The organism is Paraburkholderia sp. SECH4 (assembly GCF_030511745.1).
GTDB lineage: Bacteria > Pseudomonadota > Gammaproteobacteria > Burkholderiales > Burkholderiaceae > Paraburkholderia > Paraburkholderia madseniana.
In genome coordinates this window covers 61,099-84,822 of the sequence record NZ_JALOCP010000005.1, presented here as the reverse complement: position 1 = coordinate 84,822, position 23,724 = coordinate 61,099, and the positions used below count along the sequence as shown (strand labels likewise).

Annotated in this window: 23 protein-coding genes and 2 pseudogenes; 9 read left to right on the top strand and 16 right to left on the bottom strand. The window is 60.0% G+C overall.

Features of this window, described 5'->3' with window-relative positions:
• Positions 1-12: 12 nt before the first annotated feature.
• On the bottom strand, positions 13-1,068 hold the full coding sequence (locus M0D67_RS09535; RefSeq protein ID WP_266238673.1) for a 3-keto-5-aminohexanoate cleavage protein: 1,056 nt from the start codon (positions 1,066-1,068) through the stop codon (positions 13-15).
• 247 nt (positions 1,069-1,315) lie between these two features.
• On the opposite strand from M0D67_RS09535, the gene M0D67_RS09530 reads away from it, so the two are divergent.
• Entirely contained in the window at positions 1,316-2,317 is a 1,002-nt protein-coding gene (locus M0D67_RS09530) for an AraC family transcriptional regulator (protein ID WP_154567147.1), read from the top strand.
• Between the two features lie 232 nt (positions 2,318-2,549).
• Here M0D67_RS09530 and M0D67_RS09525 read toward each other — a convergent pair whose 3' ends face one another.
• Positions 2,550-2,828: a GntR family transcriptional regulator gene (locus M0D67_RS09525; RefSeq protein WP_308112565.1), complete on the bottom strand. Its 279-nt coding sequence runs from the start codon at positions 2,826-2,828 to the stop codon at positions 2,550-2,552.
• A gap of 534 nt (positions 2,829-3,362) precedes the next feature.
• Here M0D67_RS09525 and M0D67_RS09520 point away from each other — a divergent pair.
• On the top strand, positions 3,363-4,400 hold the full coding sequence (locus tag M0D67_RS09520; RefSeq protein ID WP_166618366.1) for an HAF repeat-containing protein: 1,038 nt from the start codon (positions 3,363-3,365) through the stop codon (positions 4,398-4,400).
• A gap of 295 nt (positions 4,401-4,695) precedes the next feature.
• Positions 4,696-4,859: pseudogene (locus tag M0D67_RS09515) on the top strand (transcriptional regulator); the annotation flags it as partial.
• Between the two features lie 18 nt (positions 4,860-4,877).
• On the opposite strand, the gene M0D67_RS09510 reads toward M0D67_RS09515, so the two are convergent.
• Together M0D67_RS09510 and M0D67_RS09505 are read right to left on the bottom strand one after the other, a co-directional pair.
• Positions 4,878-6,293 carry a cation:dicarboxylase symporter family transporter gene (locus tag M0D67_RS09510; protein WP_171926704.1) on the bottom strand — a complete coding sequence of 472 codons (1,416 nt, stop codon included), beginning with the start codon at positions 6,291-6,293 and terminating at the stop codon, positions 4,878-4,880.
• Positions 6,294-6,319: 26 nt separating this feature from the next.
• Positions 6,320-7,690, bottom strand: a complete 1,371-nt coding sequence (locus tag M0D67_RS09505; RefSeq protein WP_266238672.1) for an adenylosuccinate lyase family protein — start codon at positions 7,688-7,690, stop codon at positions 6,320-6,322.
• A gap of 160 nt (positions 7,691-7,850) precedes the next feature.
• Here M0D67_RS09505 and M0D67_RS09500 point away from each other — a divergent pair, with 160 nt between their 5' ends.
• Positions 7,851-8,582: a GntR family transcriptional regulator gene (locus M0D67_RS09500; protein WP_266238671.1), complete on the top strand. Its 732-nt coding sequence runs from the start codon at positions 7,851-7,853 to the stop codon at positions 8,580-8,582.
• Here the strand turns inward: M0D67_RS09500 and M0D67_RS09495 are convergent.
• Positions 8,579-9,409 (bottom strand): SDR family oxidoreductase, encoded by an 831-nt coding sequence (locus M0D67_RS09495; RefSeq protein WP_266238670.1) that lies wholly within the window; start codon positions 9,407-9,409, stop codon positions 8,579-8,581. The genes M0D67_RS09500 and M0D67_RS09495 overlap by 4 nt on opposite strands.
• A gap of 115 nt (positions 9,410-9,524) precedes the next feature.
• Between M0D67_RS09495 and M0D67_RS09490 the strand changes: the two genes are divergently transcribed.
• Positions 9,525-10,418: a LysR family transcriptional regulator gene (locus tag M0D67_RS09490; RefSeq protein ID WP_266238669.1), complete on the top strand. Its 894-nt coding sequence runs from the start codon at positions 9,525-9,527 to the stop codon at positions 10,416-10,418.
• 13 nt (positions 10,419-10,431) lie between these two features.
• On the opposite strand, the gene M0D67_RS09485 is transcribed toward M0D67_RS09490, so the two are convergent.
• Both M0D67_RS09485 and M0D67_RS09480 read right to left on the bottom strand, forming a co-directional pair.
• On the bottom strand, positions 10,432-10,662 hold the full coding sequence (locus M0D67_RS09485; protein WP_266238668.1) for an alpha/beta fold hydrolase: 231 nt from the start codon (positions 10,660-10,662) through the stop codon (positions 10,432-10,434).
• Positions 10,663-10,670: 8 nt separating this feature from the next.
• Positions 10,671-11,036, bottom strand: coding sequence for a nuclear transport factor 2 family protein (locus M0D67_RS09480; RefSeq protein ID WP_266238667.1), 366 nt, complete (start codon positions 11,034-11,036; stop codon positions 10,671-10,673).
• Between the two features lie 111 nt (positions 11,037-11,147).
• Here M0D67_RS09480 and M0D67_RS09475 point away from each other — a divergent pair, with 111 nt between their 5' ends.
• Complete coding sequence (locus M0D67_RS09475; RefSeq protein WP_266238666.1) at positions 11,148-12,059, top strand: AraC family transcriptional regulator; 912 nt, start codon at positions 11,148-11,150, stop codon at positions 12,057-12,059.
• A 9-nt stretch (positions 12,060-12,068) separates the two neighbouring features.
• The gene (locus tag M0D67_RS09470) at positions 12,069-12,290 is read left to right on the top strand and encodes a hypothetical protein (RefSeq protein ID WP_266238665.1); all 222 of its coding nucleotides are present in this window, start codon (positions 12,069-12,071) and stop codon (positions 12,288-12,290) included.
• Here the strand turns inward: M0D67_RS09470 and M0D67_RS09465 are convergent.
• Positions 12,268-12,924, bottom strand: a complete 657-nt coding sequence (locus M0D67_RS09465) for a glutathione S-transferase family protein (RefSeq protein ID WP_266238798.1) — start codon at positions 12,922-12,924, stop codon at positions 12,268-12,270. The two genes, M0D67_RS09470 and M0D67_RS09465, sit on opposite strands and share 23 nt — an antisense overlap.
• Positions 12,925-13,259: 335 nt before the next feature.
• On the opposite strand from M0D67_RS09465, the gene M0D67_RS09460 reads away from it, so the two are divergent.
• Positions 13,260-13,898: a dihydrofolate reductase family protein gene (locus M0D67_RS09460; RefSeq protein ID WP_154567156.1), complete on the top strand. Its 639-nt coding sequence runs from the start codon at positions 13,260-13,262 to the stop codon at positions 13,896-13,898.
• Between the two features lie 117 nt (positions 13,899-14,015).
• On the opposite strand, the pseudogene M0D67_RS42095 reads toward M0D67_RS09460, so the two are convergent.
• From M0D67_RS42095 to M0D67_RS09440, 5 genes and pseudogenes are all read right to left on the bottom strand, one after another.
• Positions 14,016-14,231: pseudogene (locus tag M0D67_RS42095) on the bottom strand (winged helix-turn-helix transcriptional regulator); the annotation flags it as partial.
• Between the two features lie 210 nt (positions 14,232-14,441).
• A complete protein-coding gene (locus tag M0D67_RS09455; RefSeq protein ID WP_154567158.1) occupies positions 14,442-14,810 on the bottom strand; it encodes a VOC family protein in 369 nt (122 codons plus the stop codon).
• A 125-nt stretch (positions 14,811-14,935) separates the two neighbouring features.
• Entirely contained in the window at positions 14,936-15,685 is a 750-nt protein-coding gene (locus tag M0D67_RS09450; protein ID WP_154567159.1) for an SDR family NAD(P)-dependent oxidoreductase, read from the bottom strand.
• Between the two features lie 112 nt (positions 15,686-15,797).
• The gene (locus M0D67_RS09445) at positions 15,798-16,691 is read right to left on the bottom strand and encodes a LysR family transcriptional regulator (protein WP_266238664.1); all 894 of its coding nucleotides are present in this window, start codon (positions 16,689-16,691) and stop codon (positions 15,798-15,800) included.
• A 31-nt stretch (positions 16,692-16,722) separates the two neighbouring features.
• Entirely contained in the window at positions 16,723-17,538 is an 816-nt protein-coding gene (locus M0D67_RS09440) for an IS5 family transposase (protein ID WP_063495601.1), read from the bottom strand.
• 195 nt (positions 17,539-17,733) lie between these two features.
• On the opposite strand from M0D67_RS09440, the gene M0D67_RS09435 reads away from it, so the two are divergent.
• Positions 17,734-18,264, top strand: a complete 531-nt coding sequence (locus tag M0D67_RS09435) for a GFA family protein (RefSeq protein ID WP_266238663.1) — start codon at positions 17,734-17,736, stop codon at positions 18,262-18,264.
• Positions 18,265-18,288: 24 nt separating this feature from the next.
• Here the strand turns inward: M0D67_RS09435 and prpF are convergent, their stop codons facing one another.
• The 3 genes from prpF to prpC form a co-directional block, all read right to left on the bottom strand.
• Positions 18,289-19,473, bottom strand: coding sequence for a 2-methylaconitate cis-trans isomerase PrpF (gene prpF / locus M0D67_RS09430; protein WP_266238662.1), 1,185 nt, complete (start codon positions 19,471-19,473; stop codon positions 18,289-18,291).
• 35 nt (positions 19,474-19,508) lie between these two features.
• Complete coding sequence (acnD, locus tag M0D67_RS09425) at positions 19,509-22,106, bottom strand: Fe/S-dependent 2-methylisocitrate dehydratase AcnD (protein WP_266238661.1); 2,598 nt, start codon at positions 22,104-22,106, stop codon at positions 19,509-19,511.
• A gap of 302 nt (positions 22,107-22,408) precedes the next feature.
• Positions 22,409-23,578, bottom strand: coding sequence for a 2-methylcitrate synthase (gene prpC / locus M0D67_RS09420; RefSeq protein ID WP_266238660.1), 1,170 nt, complete (start codon positions 23,576-23,578; stop codon positions 22,409-22,411).
• Between the last annotated feature and the right edge of the window lie 146 nt (positions 23,579-23,724).

The following is a 23,724-nucleotide window of genomic DNA, read 5'->3' as shown; positions in this document are numbered from 1 at the left end:
CGCTCCAATCCCTTAGGCCGCGCGCAGCGGCAGGTTCTTAACGCCTGCCTTCCGGTTCGGTGCCATGCCGTTGGCCGCGAGTGTCTCGTCGACCGTCTCGTACTGCACGCCGATCTTGTAGATCTCGCGCGCTTCCTTGCCGCTTGCGATCTCGCGGCCCAGTTCGCGGGCCACGCGCACGCACTGCTCGATCTGCTGCACCGAGGTCATGCGGTTGCCGTGCTGGTCGATGATCGTGTCTTCGATGCCGCAGCGCGGGTGCAGGCCCATGGCCATCGCCATCATGTTGAACGGCAGGACGTTCTTCAGCAACGACTCGGCCGTGACCGTGCCACCGTCCGGCGCACGGTGGACGAAGTTGAAGAAGTTGTGCGGGTTCGGACCGTCAAAGCCGCCGCCGATGCCGATCCACGTCAGGTTCAGCGGCCCCTTGTAGACGCCCTTGCGCACCAGGCGGTCGAGCGTTTCGAGCGCATGGATACCGGTGAGCTGGAAGTGCGGCTGGATGCCCGATGCCTGCAGGCGTCGCAGGTGTTCCTCAACCCAGCCCGGACCCGCGGGCACCGTCATTTCACTGTAGGCAGCCATGAGCGCGGGATTGGCCAGCGACGTGCCTTCCAGGTATTCCGGATAGAGCAACTCCATGATGTTCATCTGCGTGGTGTTGATCGCGACCGTCACCTGATCGGGCTTCGGGTCGAGATCGGCCAGCATGTGACGCGTGTCGTCGGACAGCCACTTCGCGGCCTGGCCGTCGTCTTCCGGTGCAAACGAGATCGAGCCGCCCACCTGGATGATCATGTCCGGCACGGCCGCGCGCACACCCGCGATGAGTTCGTTGAATTTCGACAGGCGCTTGGAGCCCTTGCCATCCAGTTCACGCACGTGCAGGTGCAGGACGGTCGCGCCGGCGTTGTAGCAATCGACGGCCTTCTGGATCTGCTCCTCCATCGTCACCGGAATGTCTTCCGGGAAGTCCTCGGGCATCCATTCCGGGCCATACGGAGCGGTCGTGATGACAACCTTGTCCTGGTTCTCGGGGTGCAGCGAATCGTCGAGGAATTGCATCGTGTTCTCCAATAGGGGGACGGTATTCCGACGCTCGCGACACGGCTGGCCGCATCAAAACTGGTCGGAACATGATGAACCGTTGAGATCGCACGATACGGCAATCCTGCATTACACTTTTGTGATTGGGCGCCATCCTTTTAGGATTTCATGCCACTGCGCGTTAACACCAGTATGTGCGCGCGGGAGGCATTTGCATTACCGGACGGTAAGGCGCTGCCCGTAAGATGCGTGCGGAGGCATAACGATGGAATCGATGCTGAGCTCGGTAGCCATGAACGGCTACTTCGATGTGACGCGGCGGGTCGGACTGAACCCGGTCGAGCTTGCGCAGCAGGTCGGGATCGATACCTCGGCGCTTGCGAATCCGGACGATCGCATTCAGGCAGCCGCCGCGTGCCGGCTGCTGGAACTTACGGCCGAAAAAGCGTCATGCCCAACTTTCGCGCTGCAAATGGCCGAGACCCGGCAGAAGTTCGGTACCGGTGTGGTCAATGTCCTGCTCGCGCACAAACGCACGCTGCGCGAGGTGTTGCTGGCCACTGCCGAATACCGGCATCTGCTAAACGAAGCCCTGGCGGTGTACGTCGAGGACGCGGGCGAAACGGTCACAATCCGGGAAGAACTGGTCGTCGAACCGGGCACCCCAACGAATCAGGCGATCGAACTCGCGGTCGGTGTCCTCTGGCGCCACTCCAGCGCCCTGCTTGGTGATCACTGGAAACCACGCTCCGTCCATTTTGTGCATCAGGGACCGAAAGACCTGACGTTTCATCGACGGTTCTTCGGCTGTCCGTTGGAGTTCGGCAGCGATTTCAACGGCTTCGTGTGCGCAGCCGCCGATCTCGACTACCCGAATCCCGCCGCTGACCCGGAACTGGTGCGATATGCCGAGAGCCTCGCGGATTCACTCAACGTGACGGGTGTCGATTCGACCGCGCTGGAAGTGCGCAAGGCGATCTACTTGTTGCTGCCCCTCGAGCAGGCCACCGTCGAGCGGGTTGCCCGCCATTTATGTCTGAGCGTTCGCACCATGCAGCGCCAACTTGAACTGGCGCATACCAGCTTCTCGCGTCTGGTCGAGGAAGTCAGGGGCGAACTTGCCGTGCGCTATATGAGCAACCCACGCTATCCCATCGGGCGGGTCTCCGCACTGCTAGGCTATTCACAGCAGGGTTCCTTCACGAACTGGTTTAACGCACGCTTTGGCGTGACGCCGCGTGACTGGCGCAACAGCCATTTGAAATGATCGCGCTGCGCCTTGGGCTTTCGAAGGTTTCGGTCGCAAGCCAGCCGTCAAATCACCGAAAGCTCGCCACCACAAATCGCCTGGACACCGGCGCAGACATTCGCCGCTCAATAGTCGACTCGTCCGGCGCAGATAGTGCGACGAGGCCTGTCGACCCAGACAGTCGTGTTCATCACCCACGAGCGTCTGGTGCGCGAGCCAAGACGGATAAACCTTCACTGGTCGCGAACGGCTAATAACTCGTCTCGAGTCCATGCAGCAGTTCGAACGTTGCGTTGAGATCGGCGAGATCGATCGGCGCGATCCGATAGCCAATGTACTGGCGATGCGTGACCAATCCTTCGGAGACGAGCACCTTCAGCGCCTCCCGCAAAGGCGTTTTCGATACGTCGAAGGTGATGCACAGTTCCTTTTCGTCGATCCTGGCACCCGACGGCAACTCGCCTTCATCGATCATCACGCGCAGGCGCGCGCCGATCTCGGCAGCCATGCCGCGAGTGCGCACAAACATTGCAACCCGCGCCAATCGAGGACTCATCTGCGACGTCGTCGGAACCGGAATTGGGAGATGGGTCCAGCGAGTCGACCGCTCAAACCCGAGCGATCGTTTAACCCGCTATCGAGCAAAGGCAAGTCATCGCAATTTTGCATTGTCATTAATTTGACTCGCTCTTTAATAAGTTGAAAAAAGGCACTCCATAGACTAGAGTGGTCCGTAACTTCTATCTGCATACCTATTCTAATCTCCAACACGGGAAGCGGATAACAGGCTATCTCGTCATTGATCACGGCGACCCATGGTGGATCAGCTCTAACGTCTTGGTTGTGCCGATCAGCAATCCGAACTAACCATGGCCGCTTTCCGATGCAAGCCAGCGCAATTTATCCTGATACAGATGCGCGAACGGCATATATAGCAGATTTTTATTTGCAAAAGACTCGACTTTATTTCGATCTGCGCCTATATCGAGACGCAAGGTGTGCCCCGTTGTGCCGCATATGAATCTATCGCGATCCAGGTTTTATTCCAGGAAAGGGGATCACTATGCAATCCGCATGCAAGGTGATTGGCAATGTGCGCTATGTTCGCCGCGCCCTGATTGTTTTCACTCTGATCGCGGTCGCTGCATTCCAGCCTGCCGCAGGCCAAAGTTTCATCATCAGGGATCTCGGCGCGCTCCCCGGTGGCTTTAACTACAGCAACGCTCTCGGGATCAACGAGCGCGGCCAGGTGGTCGGCTATTCGATCACCGCGGGCGGGAACACGCACGCTTGTCTGTTTGAAAAAGGGGGGGTGACAGACCTGGGCACGTTCCCCGGTGGCAGCGATAGCACAGCTTTCGCGGTCAACAATCGAGGCCAGGTGGTCGGTTCCTCCAGCACCGCACGCGGGAACTCGCACGCCTTTCTGTTCGAACACGGGGTGATGACCGACCTGGGTACGCTCCCCGGCGGCGACGTCAGCGGAGCTGCCGGGATCAACGAGCGCGGCCAGGCGGTTGGTTTAGCGTCCAACCTACGCGGGTACGTTCACGCTGCTCTGTTTGAAAACGGCGTGGTGACCGACTTGGGCACGCTCCCCGGTGGCAGCGATAGCGGAGCTTTGGGGATCAACAATCGCGGCCAGGTGGTCGGCTATTCGTCCATCGCAGGTGGGTACGCGCACGCCTTTCTGTATGAACACGGGGTGATGACTGACCTGGGCACGCTCCAGGGTAGTAACGGCAGCAGCCATGCTCAGGCGATCAACAATCGCGGCCAGGTGATCGGCATATCGTCTACCGCAAGCGGGGATGTGCACGGCTTTCTGTTTGAAAACGGGGTGATGACTGACCTGGGCACGCTCCCCGGTCGCAACGACAGTAACGCTTTTGGGATCAACAATCGCGGCCAGGTGGTCGGCGAATCGGATGCCGGAACCAACCCGTACTTGCCGCACGCGTTTCTGTTTGAACACGGGGCGATGACCGACCTGGGCACGCTCCCCGGGGACAACTTCAGCGAAGGTGTCGGGATCACCGAGAGCGGCCAGATCGCGGGTAACTCCACGTCGCACGCTATCCTTTGGACACGAGAAAAATGACTGCCGGTCTCTAGTGGTTCACAAATCATGTTGAAATTGCGGGACGAGCATAGCGCGTGGTCTCGCAGCGCTTGCGCCCTGACGTGCTGTGTGTGGAGCGGTCAGTGGCCGCCACTTACTTTTCGCATCCAGGCGGCATGCTTTGGCTGACGACGCGGCAGTTGCCGTGGAAGTGCGACGGTCCGTTTTCCGGGCGAAGCTGCCGTTCGAATGTCCGCGCGGAAGTTGGTGCCAGCGATCGTAGTTGGCCGGACAGCGACCGATACCATCCGGCCTGACCGTAGCCCAAACCTCGGACTGGCTGGCGAGGGCACAGATTTCCGCACTCCGGCCGGCTGCACCCTCACCTTCGATCACTTCTATCTGACGTTGCAGGCTGCCAACGACGGCATAGGCATCGCGATGGGACCGACTGCGCTTGTATCAGACGACCTTGCTGCTGGCCGACTCGGGGCGCCGGAGGCCAGGCGGCACAGATCATCGCGCAGTGCCTGCACTTTTCATAGGAATGCCGCTCGGGTGCGGATTCGCGTCACTCGTGTCCTCGGGGAGCAAGTTACCGTCAGCAAGACTTTCGTCGGCATGCGCGGTGGCCGGGTAACGCTCCGGATAGAAATGACGCTCGGCAACCTGCGCATCGAACGTATGCGACCACTTTGCAATCACGACCGTAGCAAGGCTGTTACCGATCGTGTTGCAGGTGGCAATCGCCATTGACATGAAACGGTAGACACCGAAAATCACCGCGACCCCTTCGACAGGCAGAATGCCGGTCGACGCCACCGTCGCAGCAAACACCACAAACGATCCGCCCGACACCGTGGCGGCACCCTTGGAGGTCAACAGCATCAACAGAAGTAGACCCACCTGATGCTGCAGCGTAATTGGCACGCCATACGCGTGAGCAATGAACAGCACGCCCATCGACATGAACAGGGACGTCCCGTCAAGGTTGAATGCATAACCCGTCGGCAGCACGAGCCCGACAGTCTGCTTCGCGCAGCCAAGCCGCTCGAGTTTGATCAGAAGACGCGGCAGCGCGCTCTCGGACGACGCAGTGCCCAGCACGATGAAGATCTCGTCCTTGATATAGCGCAGGAAGCGCCACAGACTAAAACCTGCCAGCTTCGCGATGATTCCCATGACCACGGCGATGAACAGGATCACGACCGCATAGAAACTGAAAACGAGCTGGGCAAGCGCAATCAGCACAGCAGTACCGTTGCTACCCACCGAATAAGCGACGGCGCCGAAGGTGCCGAGCGGCGCCAGCTTCATCACCAGGTTGATGAACGAGAACAGGACTTCGGAAACAAGATCGAGTCCCTCGTTGATCCTGACTCGGCGGCGTTCGGGAATCGCGAGTATCCCGATACCGACCATCACGGCCAGCACCACCACCTGCAGCAATTCTCCCTTCACGAAGGCGCCGATAAAGTTGTCCGGCACGATGTGCATGACAAACGCGACGAAGCCTTGTGACTCCATCTTTGCAACCACCGGCGGTGCCGCTCCGACGGCGACGGCCGTCATGCCTTTTCCGGTTTGCAGCAGGTTGCCCGCCAGCAGGCCGACTATCAAGGCAATGGTCGACACCACTTCGAAATAGACGATCGAGCGCCATCCCACGCGGCCCGCGCTCTTGACGTCACCAGCCGACGCGATGCCGTGCACGATGGTGAGAAACACCAGCGGCGCAACACCGGCCTTGATAAGCGACAGGAAGATGTCGCCCAGTACCTTAAGCTGCCCACCCACCTTCGGGAAAATCAGACCGACGGCAATCCCGAGAATCAGCCCGACCAGAACCTGCATGCCCAGCTTGCGGTACCACGGAAGTCTTCTGAGTGGCGGAACGTCCGGCGTTTCGTTTGATGCGATATCGTTGTTCATGATGTGTGCTCCTCCACGCCTTTCACTCAGATGCCGCTGGACAATTCGACGGCGCGATCAACCATGTGCGGCGCGAGGCCGAGATAGTTGGCTGGATCGGTCATGCGATCGATCGCCCGGCGGTCGAAATGCGTGGTGACTTCGGGCAGGGCCGCTAGCGCTTCGGCGAGCGTGCCGCCTTTCTCGTTCACGGTACGGCAAGCGTCGTAGACGATATCGTGAGCCTGTTGGCGGCCGGTGAACGGCGCCATTCCCATCATGACCGCCTCCGCGACGATCAATCCTCTGGTGATGCCAAGGTTGTGTTTCATGCGCTCGGTGTCGACGATCAATCCCCCGAGCGCGAACTTCGCCTGATGCAGCGCACCAGCCGAAAGGATGAAGCTCTCGGGAATCGCAATCCATTCCGCGTGCCACGGGCCCGTGGCGCGCTCGAAATCCTGGATCATCGCGTCGACCATAAGACCCGCGTGCTGACGCACCGCTTTCGCCGCGGCAAGCATTAGTTCGCTGGAAATCGGATTGCGCTTTTGCGGCATGGTGCTGCTCGCTCCGCGCCCCTTGACGAATGGCTCGTACACTTCAGCGAACTCCGTCGACGCCATGATCATGATGTCGAGCGCGATCTTGCCGAGTGAGCCGGTTACGAGTGCGAGCAGGTTGACCGCTTCGGCGAAACCATCGCGCGCCACGTGCCACGTGGTTGCGGGTACGCCGAGCTTCAGTTCATCGGCGAGCGCCTTCTGAACCTCGAAACCCTTGTCGCTGAGCGAGGCCAGCGTGCCCGCGGCCCCTGCGAATTCGACGACAGCCACCCTCGGACGCAGCTCGGCGAGGCGTTGCTGATGCCGGTCGAACATCGCCAGCCAGATCGCGACCTTGTAGCCAAACGTGACGGGCAACGCCTGCTGCAAGTGTGTGCGGCCAGCCATCGGCGTATCGCGGTGTTTCTTTGCAAGATCGACCAGAATCGCGCGCAGTTCGCGTATGTCGCTGTCGATCACATCGAGCGCATCGCGCACCTGCAGCGAGACCGCCGTATCCATGATGTCCTGTGTCGTCGCGCCCCAATGGACGTAGCGGCCCGCTTCGCCGCACATGCCCACGAGCTGGTGAACGAGCGGCAGAATCGGATAACCCACGATGTCTGTCTCCTCGCGCATGTGATCGAAATCGATCCGGTCGATCGTCGATTGACGGGCGATCACTTCCGCCGCGTCGGCCGGAATCACGCCGACGCGCGCTTCAGCCTTGGCCAACGCCACTTCCACGTCGATATAGCGCTGCACGAGCGCGTAATCGGAGAACAGCGCACGCATCTTCGCCGTGCCGAAGGCGTCACGAAACAGAATTGAATCGACCACGGTGCTGGCCATAGGGATAGTGCGACTCGTCATGACGACCTCTTGGAAGTGCAGGAAACCGGTTTAAAAGGGCCGGGGCAATCGCAAAAATCACCGATATGTCCGGACATAAACAAATTAATATGTCCGGACATGTTGAACAAGCTATGATTTACCCTGGCCTCTGATAAATCGACTGCATCGCCACCGAAAAATGAACAGACCGCACTTCGCCGATATCGCCCGCGACCTGACTCAGGGCATTGCGTCCGGCCGCTATCCGGTGGGCTCGTATCTGCCCACCGAACTTGAACTGCGCGACCACTATCAGACGAGCCGGCATACGGTTCGCGCAGCACTGCATGAATTGCAGCAGTTGGGGTTCGTGTCGCGGCGCAAGAACGCGGGAACGCGCGTCGAATCGGCGCAGCCGAAAAACGAGTTTCGGCCGTCGCTCGCATCGGTGGACGATCTCGTGCAGTTCGGCTCAGAGCACTTGCGTCTCGTGCAATCGACGGAGGAGATCAGCGCAAGCGGCAAGCTCGCCAGGACGCTGAAATGTGCCGACGGTGCGCGATGGCTGCGCGTGTCGAGCCTGCGCATCGACGGCGACATAGAGAGTCCGCCAGTCGGTTGGACCGACGTATATATCGACCCGGCTTATACGGAAGTCGCAGAGGCTGCACGAGCTCAACCGGATACGCTGATCAGTTCGTTAATCGAAGCGCGCTATGGTCGCTGCATCGCGGAGATCCAGCAGGACGTGCACGCCGCTCTGATTTCGCAGGAGATGGCGGAAAGACTGAAAGTCAAGAAGGGGACTGCGGCGCTTGAGATTGTGCGGCGCTATCTCGACTCCGCGGGGGAAACCTTCGAGGTGTCGATTAGCGTCCATCCGGCCGAACGCTTCTCGGTTTCGATGCGACTGAAGCGCTCCGACGCTTAGCTTATCGCGTCGACTGAAAACGCTATGTCCTTCTGTGCTTCGAGCACCCTCAGACGCTCAGCCAACGCAGCCCTGATCGAGTCGTAGGCACCGCCGCCAAGCGTCAGGCGTAACGGCGGATGTGCCAGGTCCGCCGCGACGATCATTGCGGTGACCGTCTTGCCGGCATCGCCCCGAATTGCAAAGCTGTTGGACGCGATTGCCCGCCTGACGTCGCCCGCCGGAGTATCGTCGTACTCGGGCATCGGCACCGCGTGATCGAGACCGGCACCGAACTGCGTGCTCGTCGGCCCCGGCTCCACGATCACGAAGTCGATGCCGAATGGCCCCACCTCCTTCGCTACTGACTCGACGAAACCTTCGATGCCCCATTTCGTAGCGTGATAGAGGCTGAAATTCGGATAAGCGATCTGTCCACCTTCGGACGAGACCTGAACGATCCGGCCGCCGCCCTGGCGGCGCAGGTGAGGCAGCGCCGCGCGGATGACCTGAATCGATCCTGTGAGATTGGTGGCAATCTGCCGCTCAATCTGTTCATCGGTCACTTCCTCGGCCGCGCCGAATAGCCCGTAGCCCGCGTTGTTCACGACCACATCGATGCGGCCCATCGCTTCGAATGCGGCGGAGATATTCGTGTGCACCTCGCGGATGTCGGTGACATCGAGTGTCAGCACATGCAACCGGTCGTCGTACTGTTGTTTCAGCTCATCGAGCGCCCCTTCGTGCCGCAGCGTCGCGACGACCCGATCGCCGCGTTGCAGCAGGCGCTCCGCGAGTAGCCGGCCGAGGCCTGACGACGTGCCGGTGATAAACCAGGTCTTCATCATGATGTGTCTCTTCACAGGGTGGATGGAATGGCATTGCCTGATCACCAGTCTAGGTACCCGTCATTGGTCAGAGAAGTCTCTATAGTACGTATGACCCCGTGAAAATTCGCCACCAATGACCAAGCCGACACTTGCCGATCTCACCGCGTTTTCCGCTGTCGCAACGCATCGGAGTTTCCGCCGTGCCGCCGATGCACTCGGCGTTTCGCGCTCCTCGCTAAGTCACGCCATGCTCGCCTTGGAGCGCGAATTGGGCGTACGCCTGCTCAACCGCACGACGCGCAGCGTGTCGCCGACAGAAGCCGGCGAAGCATTGCTCGCTCGGCTTGCACCCGTGCTCCGCGATCTCGACGAAGCACTGGATGCCGTCGCCGATGCGCGCGGCAATCCGAGCGGCACGCTCAGGATCAATGCCAATGAGAGTGCGGCGCGACTGTTATTGAAAACGGTGGTGCCGCGTTTCCTGAAGCGCTTTCCCGGCATGGCGCTCGATCTGGTTGCAGAGGGACGGCTCGTCGATATCGTCGAGCAAGGTTTCGATGCCGGAGTACGGCTTGGCGAGTCGATTCCGCGCGACATGGTGGCGGTGCGCATCAGCGGTGATCTTCGCTTCGTAGTCGTTGCAGCGCCTTCGTATCTCGCAGGTCGAACACCACTCATCACGCCCGACGACCTTGGTAGCCACGACTGCATTCGCCAACGTCTGCCGAGCGGCAAACGCTACCGCTGGGAGTTCCGCAAGCACGGGCAGGAGGTGGCAATCGATGTTCCCGGCGTGCTCACGCTGGATCACAACGGTCTGATGGTCGAGGCCGCGTCCGATGGTTTGGGCCTCGCGTATGTACCGGAGTCCACGGCCCGCGACTGGCTGGACGACGGCCGGTTGGTTACCGTGCTGGAAGATTGGTGCCCGTTCATCCCGGGGCTCTGCCTGTACTATCCCGGGCATCGCCACGTGCCTGCTGGTCTGCGGGCGTTCATAGACGTGCTAAGAGAGGTCAATCACTAGCGCGTGTGAATGTTCATCCGAAGAATTTATTGAGATGCCGCACGGTTTCTTCCGGTTGCTCATCTGGAATCCAGTGCCCGGTATTGGGTAGCTTTAACACTGTCGCGTCAGGGGCAGCCGTGCCAAGGAAAGCGGCGAGGAAGTCGTAGCTGATATCGTTGACTTCGGCGTAAGCGTTCGTGAAACCTGGCAGCGTCGCGACAAGGTCGGCGTCGTCGATCGGACCGAGTGATGAAGGAGGCATGTGATTTCCTAGAACATTGTGTTGGCGTTCCTGGAAGAGGTGGGTACCGGCTGCAATACGTCCCAATGCTCCAATATCTTGCCATCGGCATCGAAGCGGAAAATGTCGACACCCGCAGTTTCCTGACCGGCCCATTCCAGGTAGCGCACGTGCACAAAAGCAAGATCGCCATCTATCGCAATGCGTTTAACCTCGCATGGAATGCGCCCGGCCTGCTTGATGTAGCCCAAGATGCCATCGAGCCCATCTGGAAAAAGCGGATTGTGTTGAATATATGGCCCGCTCACGAAATCCGGATACAGGTTCGCCTGGCCCTTGTTGAAGATCTTCTCGTAGATAGTGTCAAGCACTTGTAGGACGTGATCCCTGTTCATGATTTCGCCTCCGTGTTTCGTAGCCCTCATTGGAAGCGTTCTTTGGAAGATGATCCATACCTATATGGTGCTAAAACATAGCAATTCGTCTCATTCTGCTAGGATACGGACATGAATGCGTTGAACGGTTGGTTGAAAGCAGTCCGTGCCGACGGCTTGGTGCTGGTGCGCACACGCGTGGCAGGCCCATGGGGGTTCGAGGTGCAACCTCGCAACGCCGTGGTGTTCCACTTCGTGGCGGAAGGGCGTGCTTTCGTGCGCCAACCCGAGACGAAAACGATGGAATTGCAGGCTGGTGAACTAGTCTTGTTCCCGCGTGGCAGTGCGCATGAAGTGGCGCATTCTGGGCGAGGCAAAGCCATGCCGCTGGAAACGTTCCTGGCTATGCGTGATGGTGTCGTCGACCGCGACCCAAAGGCCACCACGCTGATTTGCGGCCAGTTCGACATAGATCAGCACTTGGCGCTTCCCGCGTTGCGGGCGCTACCACAAGCCGTGTCGCTCCGCGCTGGAATGGAACCTGGATGTTCACCGCTATGCGACACGTTGCGGATGCTTCGTAACGAAGTGGAGACGCCGAACTTCGGGAATCAGATCGTGGTTCGTAACCTGCTCTCGTCCTTGTTCGTCTACTTCATGCGCGATTGGGCCGACGCTGCATCTCCGGCAACAAACGACTGGTTTTCGGCGCTGCGTTCGCCGCACATCACACGGGTTCTCGCGCGCATACACGAAGCACCCGAACGTGCGTGGACACTGGAGGATCTCGCCAAAGAAGCTGGTTTGTCGCGCGCTGCGTTCGCCCGCAACTTCAGCAATTCAGTAGGTGAACCACCGCACAGCTATCTAACGCGCTGGCGCATGGGGATTGCCGCTCAACTGCTCGAGCAGACCGATCTGCGACTTCGCGATATCGCCGCGCGCGTTGGATACGAGTCAGAATTTTCCTTCAGCCGCGCCTTCAAATCGACTCGTGGCGTCGCGCCGATTCAGTATCGGCGCGCGAGACTCGATTGTCGCTGAGGGAAGTCCTTGCAAACAGAATCGGCCGATTCCGGTCCGACGCCGAACCCGCATATTCGCGGCGAGGAGGTCGACTACATGATCATCATTCAACTTCGCAGGGATCGATGTGCGGTGGAAATGCGTGTCCACGACACAATTCAAGCGAAGTATCAGCGCGGGCCGTGGCGAAGCCCGATGATGGCGTTGAGCCTGGAGCTGACCTTCATCAGGCGATCGGTGACTGGCTAGCGACGAAAACCGCCAATTGAGCTGCGAAAGCACGTTTGTAGGCGGGCCGCGCTTCGCCGCGGGCGACATAGGCGGAGAGGTTCGGATATTCGTCCAGCAGCCCCGATGCTTTCAACCTCAGTAGCACCGACACCATAATCAGGTCGCCCGCGCTGAACGCACCATCGAGCCAGTCGGCGTTGCCAAGGCGATCGGACAGCTCGCCGAGCCGGTCACGGATGCGATCCTCGACGATAAGCAGGCGCTCGTCGTACCAGGTCTTGTCCCGCTCCATGAATTTGGTGGTCTGGAGATCGAGGATCGGCGGCTCAACCGTGTTGAGCGCGGCAAACATCCATGCGATCGCGCGTGCCCGGGCATTCGCATCGTCAGGTAGCAGGCCTGCGTGGCGCTCTGCGATATAGAACACGATCGCCCCCGACTCGAACAGGACAAGCGTGCCTTCTTCATAGGTCGGAATCTGCCCAAAAGGATGAAGCGCTCGATGCACGGGTTCCTTCATTGCACCGAACGAAACAAGACGAACCTCGTAAGCTTGGCCGACTTCTTCAAGCGCCCAGCGAACACGCATGTCACGCGCCAGTCCTTTGCCGCGATCGGGCGACCGTTCAAAGACGGTGATAACGGGGGTCAGTGGAGGGGGCACGGTGATTTCTCCTTTGCTGGATGTCTCGTTGAGTGCCGGATACGCAACTCCAGCGCTCACCTACTCGACGTTCGAGATCGGGCTAAATCGACATCGCTGAACTAATTTTATTAGACGCCCCAATTGCCGACCTTCGTGGCCGGAGGGTCAGGGTCGCCTTGTGCCTGATACATGCCGACCTGCGGGACTGCCTCATCCATTCAGCATCGGACCGTGGCCGGCCACCAGGCGACATTCAATCAATCGCTCCAAAGCGGACATAGGGATGATTTGCAGACCATTCTCCGATATGCTGCTTTATGCATTTCAGCGAGAGGAGAATCATGAGTAAAGTATTCGTCAACATTGGACTTAGCCTCGATGGCTACATGGCACCGGAAGGAATGACCATGGAGAATTGGGACACGCCTGAGTACAAGAACTGGGGCGCCAAGTGGGGTGCGCTGATGGCCTGGATCTTCAATCAACAGTACTTCCGCCAGAACCTCAAGCTCGGACCTGGGGGAGAGACCGGCCCGGTCAATGACCTGCTTCGCAGCACCACGGAGCGCATCGGCGCCAACATTATGGGCAAGCGAATGTTCGAGCAAGGCGAGCGCGCATGGCCGGAGGAGGCTCCGTTTCACACACCGGTATACGTTCTTACGCACGAGAAACGCGAACCCTGGGTGCGCCCGGGTGGGACGATCTTCCACTTCATCAATGACGGGCCGGAGCGTGCCCTTGAGCTGGCTCGGGAATCCGCAGGCAGTCGTGATATTCGTATCGCGGGTGGAGCCGATGTGATCCAGCAATACCTGACCATGGGTGTCGTTGACGAGCTGGAAATCGCCTTGTCACCCGTGTTGTTCGGCGGTGGGCGGCGTCTCTTCGAGAACCTGGGCGAGCCAGGGCCGCAGTTTCGCATTGACAGGGTTCTTGATGGTCCAGCCGCCACACACTTGCGCTATGTGCGTCAGTGAGGGCTGCCTGACAATCGGTTGCGCGGACGGTCCGATTTTCCTCAAACGCGCCAGACCTCGTAGGGCACCGGCTTTCCACGTCTGGAAAGCCGGCGGGTCCAGCCCGCAGTGCCGCATTCCCCACAAACGAAGGGTCAGCATCATTCCGTCAAGCTCACGCGCCTTGTCAGTGATGCAGTAGGCGTGCCGCCTGGGTCGCTCCTGATAGACCCGACGATCGATGAGCCCGTTGTCCTCCATTGTTTTGAGGCGCTGGGTAAGCAGGTTGGGCGACATTCCGGTCTGTGCCTGAATGCCGTCGAAGCGGTCATTCCCCATTCTCAACTCGCGCAGGATCAGGAATTCGCTGTCTTGCCTTAGCTGCGATCAAGACTGCTCAGAGCACCAAAGAATCCTCGCAGGATCGATGTTCGTTGGCGGTTCTTGTCGGGACCTTTGGCCGCGACGAAACGCAATATCAGCGAAGGTAATTCCAGTATCGCGGTCTATCTCATCTGCTGCTTGTAGATTGCCGCGATGACGGGATCATAGATCTCTTACCTTTTATTTGTAGAGCCAAGGCTTATAGGCAATCTCGATGTTGTATCCGTCCGGATCGCCGATGTTCGCCGCGAAGTAGTCGGCACGCCATTCGGGCCGAAGGCTCGGTTCCTTCTTTGAAGTAGCTCCCGCGTCTATCGCCGCCTTGTAGCTGGCCCTGACAGCGTCCGCGCTCCTGGCGGTGAATGCGACGTAAAGGTCTTTGGCGACTTCGCCATTCTTCAGCCAGAAACCCGGATTGCTATTGATCGCGAAACCGTGCAGTTGATCGAATTTGTAGGGCATGTCGATGCCAAGCGGCTCAAGCAGCTTCTTGTAAAATTCGCTCGACCGTTCCAGGTCAGAGACGGGGAGATAAATATGGTCAATCATGGCTTTCCTCTTCTAGTGAAGACAATGTATGCGGACACGATCGTTCTCCTACTTTGTTAATCGATTACCGAAATTCCAATGAAGACCCTTGGGCCGTAGCCCGCGTTATTAACCAAGAAGGCGTTTTACTTGTTGCCGCCGTTCGCGAAGATGATTTCTCCCGTGAGCCAGCCCGCATCATCCGAGGCAAGAAATACGGCCACACGTGCGATGTCCTCGGGTTGGCCGACGCGGCCCAGCGGAGTACTGGCGATTATCTGCTTCTTAAACTCCGCTCCCATGACGCCTGCCGCTTGCGCACCCTCCGTTTCGGTTCCACCGGGACTGAGAGCGTTAACGCGGATTTTCTTGGGGCCGAACTCTTTTGAGAGCACGCGCGTCAAGCCATCGACAGCGCTCTTTGACGCCACGTAGATCGAAAGGGTCGGGTCGGCAGCGACACTCTCCGTCGATCCGATGTTGATAATGCTGCCGCCTTCCGCACCGAAGGCCGGCAAAGCGGCTTCGATCATGAGGAACGTGCCAAGCACATTCGTGTTGAACTGACGGTGAAACTCCTGCTCGCTGAACTGCTCGAAGGGTGCAAACGAGAAGACGCCCGCGTTGTTCACGAGCACATCCAGACGGCCGAAGGTATTTTTCGCCTCCGCGACGAGGCGTTGCGCGTCGGACCTCTGCGCCACGTCGCCTTGCACGGCGATAGCTCGCCCGCCTTTGCCGGTGATCTCACGCACCACCCGTTCCGCGCCCGCTTGATCGCGCACGTAATTCACGATCACCACCGCGCCTTCCGCGCCGAAGGCTTTTGCAATGCCCGCTCCGATTCCTTTTGAAGCGCCTGTCACTATCGCAACCTTATTGTCGAGCCGTTTCATGATGCATCACCTCGTTTGAACACCTCGTTTGTCGGTGATGCAAATCTATCAATTCCACCAGGCGCGGACTAGACGTTAATTTTGGATAGCATCGATCCCATTGAGGAATGGATCAGTCGTCCATTTCGGCGAGCAGCTCAGCCAGAAAGTCAACAAACACGGCGACTTTGCTGGGCAGACTGCGGGACGCGGGTCGCACGGCACTGATCGGAATTCTGGCCGGCTCACAATCGCGCAGGATTCGCCGCACGGTTCCGGCGCGTATGTCGGCCGCAAAAAGCCAGTATGGCGCCTGGGTGATACCGAGGCCGGCAAGGACCGCGGCGCGTTGCTCTTCGCCATCACTGGTGCGAAACGATGCCGCCGCCTGATGGGATACCACCCCAGCGCGGCTGGCGAAGGTCCAGGGTCGCGGTCCATCCCGTGAGACAAAAAACACGCCGTCGTGGCGGTCGAGATCGCTCGGTCGCTTCGGCACTCCTCTGCGTTCCAGATAGTCCGCAGACGCTACGGCGACGAGGGCGAACTCGCCGATCTTGCGTGCGATAAGGCTCGAGTCCGCAAGGGCGCCATTGCGAATGGCGAGGTCGACGCCCTCGTCAACGAGATTGATCGTCCGCTCGGAGACGAGCGACTCGACAACGACCTTGGGATAGCGAACGCGGAACGCAGGGAGTTGCGGCACGACATAGAGTCGAGAGAAGGCGGGCGCGGCGCTGACACGCACCACGCCGGACGGCGAGACCTGTCCCGAACCGATGCGGGATTCCGCTGCCTCGAGATCGCTGATGAGTCGTACGGCAGATTCGTAGAAGTCGCGCCCGGCCTCGGTCAGGCTCAGGCTGCGGGAGGTGCGCATAAGAAGCTGCGCACCGAGATGTTCTTCGAGCGCGGCAACCTGTTTGCTGATCGCCGGCTGCCCTGTCCCAAGCTCACGCGCAACCGCTGAAAAGCTCCCGCTTTCTACGACGCGCACGAATATCTTGATGCCTTCGAGCCGATCCATCCGATCCTCCTACGGGGAATGGGCTATCTTACTAGAGGGTGTTAGGCACCTGGACAGCCGGCGCGACATGTACAAGCATGAGCATGGCGAAGACAACAAAGTGCAGGCCTGCTAACGTTTCGGGCAGACGTTCGTAGTCTCGCGCCAGTCGCCGGAACCGGTTGAGCCAGCCGAAACTACGCTCGACAACCCATCGGCGCGGCAGCAGCACGAAGCCCTTCTTTGCCTCTGGCAGTTTGATAATCTGCAGTTCGATGCCTTCGTCATGCGCAGCCTGTCGAGCCGTATCACCGGTATAGCCTTGGTCAGCGAATGCAAGCTTTACCGTCTGACCGGTTGCTTGCTGAACCTGACGGGCAAGCTCGGCTACCTGTGCGCGCTCCTGCTCGTTGGCCGGCGTGATGTGCACCGCCAGCAACAAACCTAACGTGTCGACAGCCATATGGACTTTGCTGCCTCGCTTGCGCTTATGACCGTCGTAACCCGCGCGCGGTCCGCTCTCGCAGGTGGACTGCAGAGTGCGCCCATCCAGAATCACCGCACTGGGCTGGCCCTGACGCTCCTGCGCGACCCGAATTACGGATCGCAGATCACTGACCATTGCCTCGAAGCAGCCCGCGTTCAACCAGCGTTGCGTTTGCTGGTAGACCAACTCCCATGGCGGAAAATTGGTCGGCAGCATACGCCACGACGCACCCGCCCGCGCCATCCAGCGCAACGCATTGAACATCTCGCGCAGTTCATACCGCCGCTGTGGAGCATCTTCATTCATCAACGTTAGATAGGGAGCGGCAAAGCTCCACTCTTCATCCGAGACATCTGTCGGGTATGGCTTGCGTTCTGTCATTCCGCCAGGGTACCAGGTCTGGCGAAAAGTGCCTAACACCCTCTAAGGAATAGATCATGCATGATCATGGGCAAATCTATTCCGGAATTGAGGGGGCCTCTCCGGGCCGTTTTGCGGCTCTTGTGACGAAGCATGAGGTAGTTACCTTGGGAAAGCTCGGCGTGTGAGATAGTCAAACCTCACTGAGTGGAGCCTATGGCCACAAAAAATCCATCACACCTGGCGCATTGCCAATGTGGCGCGGTCGAGATCAGCGCCTGGGGTCAGCCCATTATGGTCAATGCGTGCTACTGCGACGACTGCCAGACGGCAGCCCAACGTCTCGCCGCATCCGCCAATTCAGGGCGAGCGTCCAGCGTCGACGGCGGCACGGAGTTCATGGTGTTCCGCCGCGATCGCATTGCCTGCACGCGGGGCGCAGACCGACTCCAGGCGATGAGGCTGACCGCCCCCTCGAAGACCAGACGGATGATCGCGAGTTGCTGCGCAACACCGATGTACATGGCCTTTGACGACAAGCGGCCCTGGGTGTCAGCGTTCCGCACCCCTTTCGGAGCGGATGCGCCGCCGGTGGAAATGCGGATCTGCACCCGATTCAAACGCTCGGAAGTGGAGGCCGAAGACGGCTTGCCCAGCCATCCCGGATACCCTCCCGCAATGATGGTCCGGATCCTGGCCGTCTGGCCGTTCATGCTGTTCAGCAGGCCGGTCGGCGCTTTGCCGTAGCGCGATTGTTCGATGCCATTGGACTCATTCCCCCGGCACCCTCACCCACCCCTCCATCAACACTCGCGCACTACGACTCATAATTGCTTTGGTGACCGTCCACTCCCCGCCTTCCTCCCGAGCCTCGGCCCCCACTCGCAGCGTCCCCGACGGATGTCCGAACCGCACCGCATCCCGCGCGCCACCTCCCGCGGCAAGATTCACCAGCGTCCCTGAAATCGCCGCCGCCGTACCAATCGCAACTGCTGCCGTCCCCATCATCGCGTGATGCAGCTTACCCATCGACATCGCCCGCACCAGCAGATCGACGTCACTCGCGGCAACGCGCTTGCCGCTAGAAGCCACGTAGTCGGCAGGCTTGGCGACAAACGCAACCTTCGGCGTATGCTGCCGCGTCGCGATCTCATCGATGTTCTTGATCAGGCCCATACGCACCGCACCATGCGCGCGAATGGTCTCGAACATCGCGAGCGCCTTCTCGTCGCTATTGATAGCGTCCTGTAGTTCGGTGCCCTTATAACCGATCGCTTCCGCATCCACGAATATGGTCGGGATACCGGCATTGATCATCGTCGCCTTCAGCGTGCCGACACCCGGCACCTCGAGGTCATCGACCAGATTCCCCGTCGGGAACATCGCGCCGCCCGCGCCCTTCTCTTCGGCAGCCGGGTCCATGAACTCAAGCTGAACTTCAGCCGCCGGAAACGTCACGCCATCGAGTTCAAAGTCGCCGGTTTCCTGCACAGCGCCATCGGTAATAGGCACATGCCCGATGATCGTCTTGCCGATATTCGCCTGCCAGATGCGCACAACAGCCACACCGTTCTGCGGAATCCGGCTCGCATCGACGAGACCCGCGCTAATCGCAAACGGCCCCACCGCGGCAGAGAGATTCCCGCAATTGCCGCTCCAATCGACGAAAGCCTTGTCGATGGAAACCTGCCCGAACAGATAGTCCACGTCATGATCCGGCTTGCTGCTCTTCGCGATAATGACCGTCTTGCTCGTGCTGGAAGTCGCGCCGCCCATACCGTCGATCTGCTTGCCATACGGGTCCGGGCTGCCGATCACACGCATCAGCAGCGCATCGCGCGCCGCGCCTGGCACCTGGGCGGCCTCCGGCAAATCCTGCAGCCGAAAGAACACACCCTTGCTAGTGCCGCCGCGCATGTACGTCGCCGGAATCTTGATCTGAGGTTTGTGAGCCATGAAAGTAGTGTCCTGATGAGAGAGGCTCAAAAGCCTTAAGCCGCAGCCTTCGTCGATTCAAGAAAGTCCTGCGCGAAGCGTTGCAACACGCCGCCGGCTTCGTAGATCGACACCTCTTCCGCCGTATCCAGGCGGCACGTCACCGGCACCTCGACGCGCTCACCACTCTTGCGATGAATCACGAGCGTGAGGTCGGCGCGCGGTTTGCGTTCGCCGATCACGTCGAAGGTTTCGGTGCCGTCGATTGCGAGCGTAAGACGATTCACGCCAGGCTTGAATTCCAGCGGCAACACGCCCATGCCCACCAGATTCGTGCGGTGAATCCGCTCGAACCCTTCCGCAACAATCGCTTCCGCGCCAGCAAGACGCACACCCTTCGCTGCCCAGTCGCGCGACGAACCCTGGCCGTAGTCAGCACCGGCAATCACGATCAGCGGCTGCTTGCGCTCCATGTAGGTTTCGATTGCTTCCCACATGCGCGTCACCTTGCCCTCAGGCTCGATGCGCGCCAACGAACCCGCCTTCACCTTGCCGTCTTCCAGCACCATCTCGTTCTTCAGCGTCGGATTCGCGAAGGTGGCGCGCTGCGCGGTCAGGTGATCGCCACGGTGCGTTGCGTACGAATTGAAGTCCTCTTCCGGCAAGCCCATCTTGGCGAGGTACTCGCCCGACGCACTGTCCGCCAGAATCGCGTTCGACGGCGACAGGTGGTCGGTCGTGATGTTGTCGCCCAGCACAGCCAGCGGACGCATGCCCGTAAGCGTGCGCTCACCGGCAAGCGCGCCTTCCCAATACGGCGGACGGCGGATATACGTGCTCATCGGACGCCAGTCGTACAGCGGATCAGCCTTCTCACCCGTATCGACGGAGACCGCGAACATCGGCTCATACACTTTGCGGAACTGCTCCGGCTTCACGCTCGAAGCGACGATCGCGTCGATCTCTTCATCCGACGGCCAGATGTCCTTCAGCTTGATCTCGTTGCCGTCAGCGTCGACGCCCAGCACATCCTTCTCGATGTCGAAGCGGATCGTCCCGGCAATCGCGTAAGCCACCACCAGCGGCGGCGAAGCGAGGAAGGCCTGCTTCGCGTACGGATGAATACGGCCGTCGAAGTTCCGGTTGCCGGACAGCACGGCCGTCGCATACAGATCGCGATCGACGATTTCCTTCTGGATCACCGGATCCAACGCACCCGACATGCCGTTGCACGACGTGCACGCATATGCGACCACGCCGAAGCCCAATTGCTCCAGTTCCGGCAAGAGGCCCGCCTCTTCCAGATACAGCGTGACCGCCTTCGAGCCCGGCGCGAGCGACGTCTTCGCCCACGGCTTGCGGGTCAGTCCGCGTTGATTGGCGTTACGCGCCAGCAAACCGGCGGCGATCATGTTGCGCGGGTTGTTGGTGTTCGTGCAGCTCGTGATCGCAGCGATGATCACCGCGCCGTCTGGCATGAGACCCGGCTCGTTCTCTACCTTGCCGCTGATCCCACGCGCGGCCAGTTCGGAAACCGGCAAACGGCGATGCGGGTTTGACGGACCCGCCAGCGTGCGCACCACGGTAGACAGATCGAACGTCAGCACGCGTTCATACTCGGCGTGCTTCAGCGTATCGCCCCACAGGCCGGTTTCCTTCGCGTAGGTCTCGACCAGCTTGACGAGTTCGTCGTCGCGGCCGGTGAGCTTGAGGTACTTGATGGTCTGCTCGTCGATGTAGAACATCGCCGCTGTCGCGCCGAATTCGGGCGCCATGTTGGCGATGGTCGCGCGATCGCCGAGCGTCAGGTTGGCCGTGCCTGCACCGTAGAACTCGAGGTACGCGCCGACCACTTTCTCTTTGCGCAAAAATTCGGTGAGCGAGAGCACGACGTCAGTCGCCGTGATGCCCTCAGCCGGCTTGCCCGTGAGTTCCACACCGACGATATCCGGCAGCCGCATATAAGACGCGCGGCCCAGCATCACGCTTTCCGCTTCAAGACCGCCCACGCCGATTGCGATCACACCGAGCGCATCCACCATCGGCGTATGCGAGTCGGTGCCGACCAGCGTATCGGGGAAGGCCACACCATCTTTCACCTGCACCACCGGGCTCATGCGCTCGAGGTTGATCTGGTGCAGGATGCCGTTGCCAGGCGGAATCACGTCGACGTTCTTGAACGCGCGCTTGGTCCAGTTGATGAAGTCGAAGCGGTCTTCATTACGGCGATCTTCAATGGCGCGGTTCTTCGCGAACGCATCCGGATCGAAACCACCGCACTCGACGGCGAGCGAGTGATCCACTACGAGCTGCGTCGGCACGACCGGGTTGACCATCGCGGGATCGCCGCCTTGTAATGCAATCGCATCGCGCAGACCAGCGAGGTCGACCAGCGCGGTCTGGCCGAGAATGTCATGACACACCACGCGCGCCGGGAACCACGGAAAATCCAGCTCGCGCTTGCGTTCGATAATCTGCTTGAGCGAAGCCGTCAGCGTCACCGGATCGCAGCGGCGCACGAGGTTTTCGGCCAGCACGCGCGAGGTGTACGGCAGCTTGTCATAGGCGCCGGGCTGGATTGCATCGACGGCGGCACGCGTGTCGAAGAAGTCCAGTTGGGTGCCGGGAAGGCGTTTGCGGTTGGCAGTATTCATGGCGTAGGGGACAAAACAATAATGATCCGGGGACGATGGCGGCAGCCGTGCTTCACAATCCGCTGCCCCTCTTTCAGACGGCGCAACGCTCGCGTATCAATCGGACAGTCTGTGTAGTTTAGCTCGCGGTGGCGCGCCGGCTTGCTGCGTGTTTCGTTGATGCGCCGCACAACGTACCGCACGCCGCCCCGCAAAAAAACAGCCTTGGCTCGGGGGTTCCAGCGAGCCAAGGCCAAACTTCATTACGCCGCTCTCGTGAGACGCAATGGAGGAGAAACGCTTGCGGTTTTGCGCTTACAGGCTTAGACGCGTTTGGCCAGCGGCACGAAGGGCAGATCGTCGGGACCGGTGTAATTTGCGCTTGGACGAATGATCTTGTTATCGATCCGCTGCTCGATGATGTGCGCGCTCCAGCCTGCGGTGCGGGAGATCACGAACAGCGGCGTGAACATCGCCGTGGGCACGCCCATCATGTGATACGAGACCGCGCTGAACCAGTCGAGATTCGGGAACATCTTCTTCACATCTGCCATCACTGTTTCAAGTCGCTCGGCGATATTGAACAGCTTCAGGTTGCCCGCTTCCTTCGAGAGCTTCTTCGCGACTTCCTTGATGACCTTGTTGCGGGGGTCGGAAATCGTGTACACCGGGTGACCGAAGCCGATCACCACTTCCTTGTTTTCGACGCGCTTGCGGATATCGGCTTCGGCCTCATCCGGCGTCTGATAGCGCGACTGGATCTCGAACGCGGCTTCGTTCGCGCCGCCGTGTTTCGGGCCGCGCAGCGCACCGATTGCGCCGGTAATCGCCGAGTAGATGTCCGAACCCGTACCGGCGATCACACGGCCGGTGAACGTCGACGCGTTGAATTCATGCTCGGCGTACAGGTTCAGCGACACATGCATCGCATCGACCCATGCCTTCGACGGTTCCACACCGTGCAGCAGGTGCAGGAAGTGACCGCCGATCGAATCGTCATCGGTTTCGACTTCGATGCGCTTGCCGTTGTGCGAGTAGTGGTACCAGTACAGCAGCATCGAACCGAGCGATGCCATCAGCTTGTCGGCGATGTCGCGTGCGCCCGACAGGTTGTGGTCGTCCTTCTCGGGCAGCACCGTGCCGAGCACCGACACGCCGGTGCGCATCACATCCATCGGGTGAGCAGCGGCCGGAATCCATTCCAGCGCGGCTTTGACGTTCGCGGGCAATCCGCGCAGCGCCTTGAGCTTGGTCTTGTACGCGGTCAGTTCAGCCTGCGTCGGCAGCTTTTCGTGGACCAGCAGATACGCGATTTCTTCGAATTCGCATGCACCGGCGATGTCGAGAATGTCGTAGCCGCGGTAGTGCAGATCGTTGCCGGTCTTGCCGACCGTGCAAAGGGCAGTGTTGCCAGCCGTCACGCCAGACAGGGCGACGGATTTCTTCGGTTTGAAGGCGCCTGCGTTCGGCGTGCTGTTATCGGCTTCACTCATCATTTCGTCTCCAACTGCGGGGTTGCGTTCGTGCGGCAATCAGCGCGCCGAGCTTGTCTTTCAGGGTTTCGATGCGGTAACCGGTGAAAACGGAGGCTATAACGCAAAGAATGGGCCATGCGGAACGCACGCCGCTAAGTGCCTGA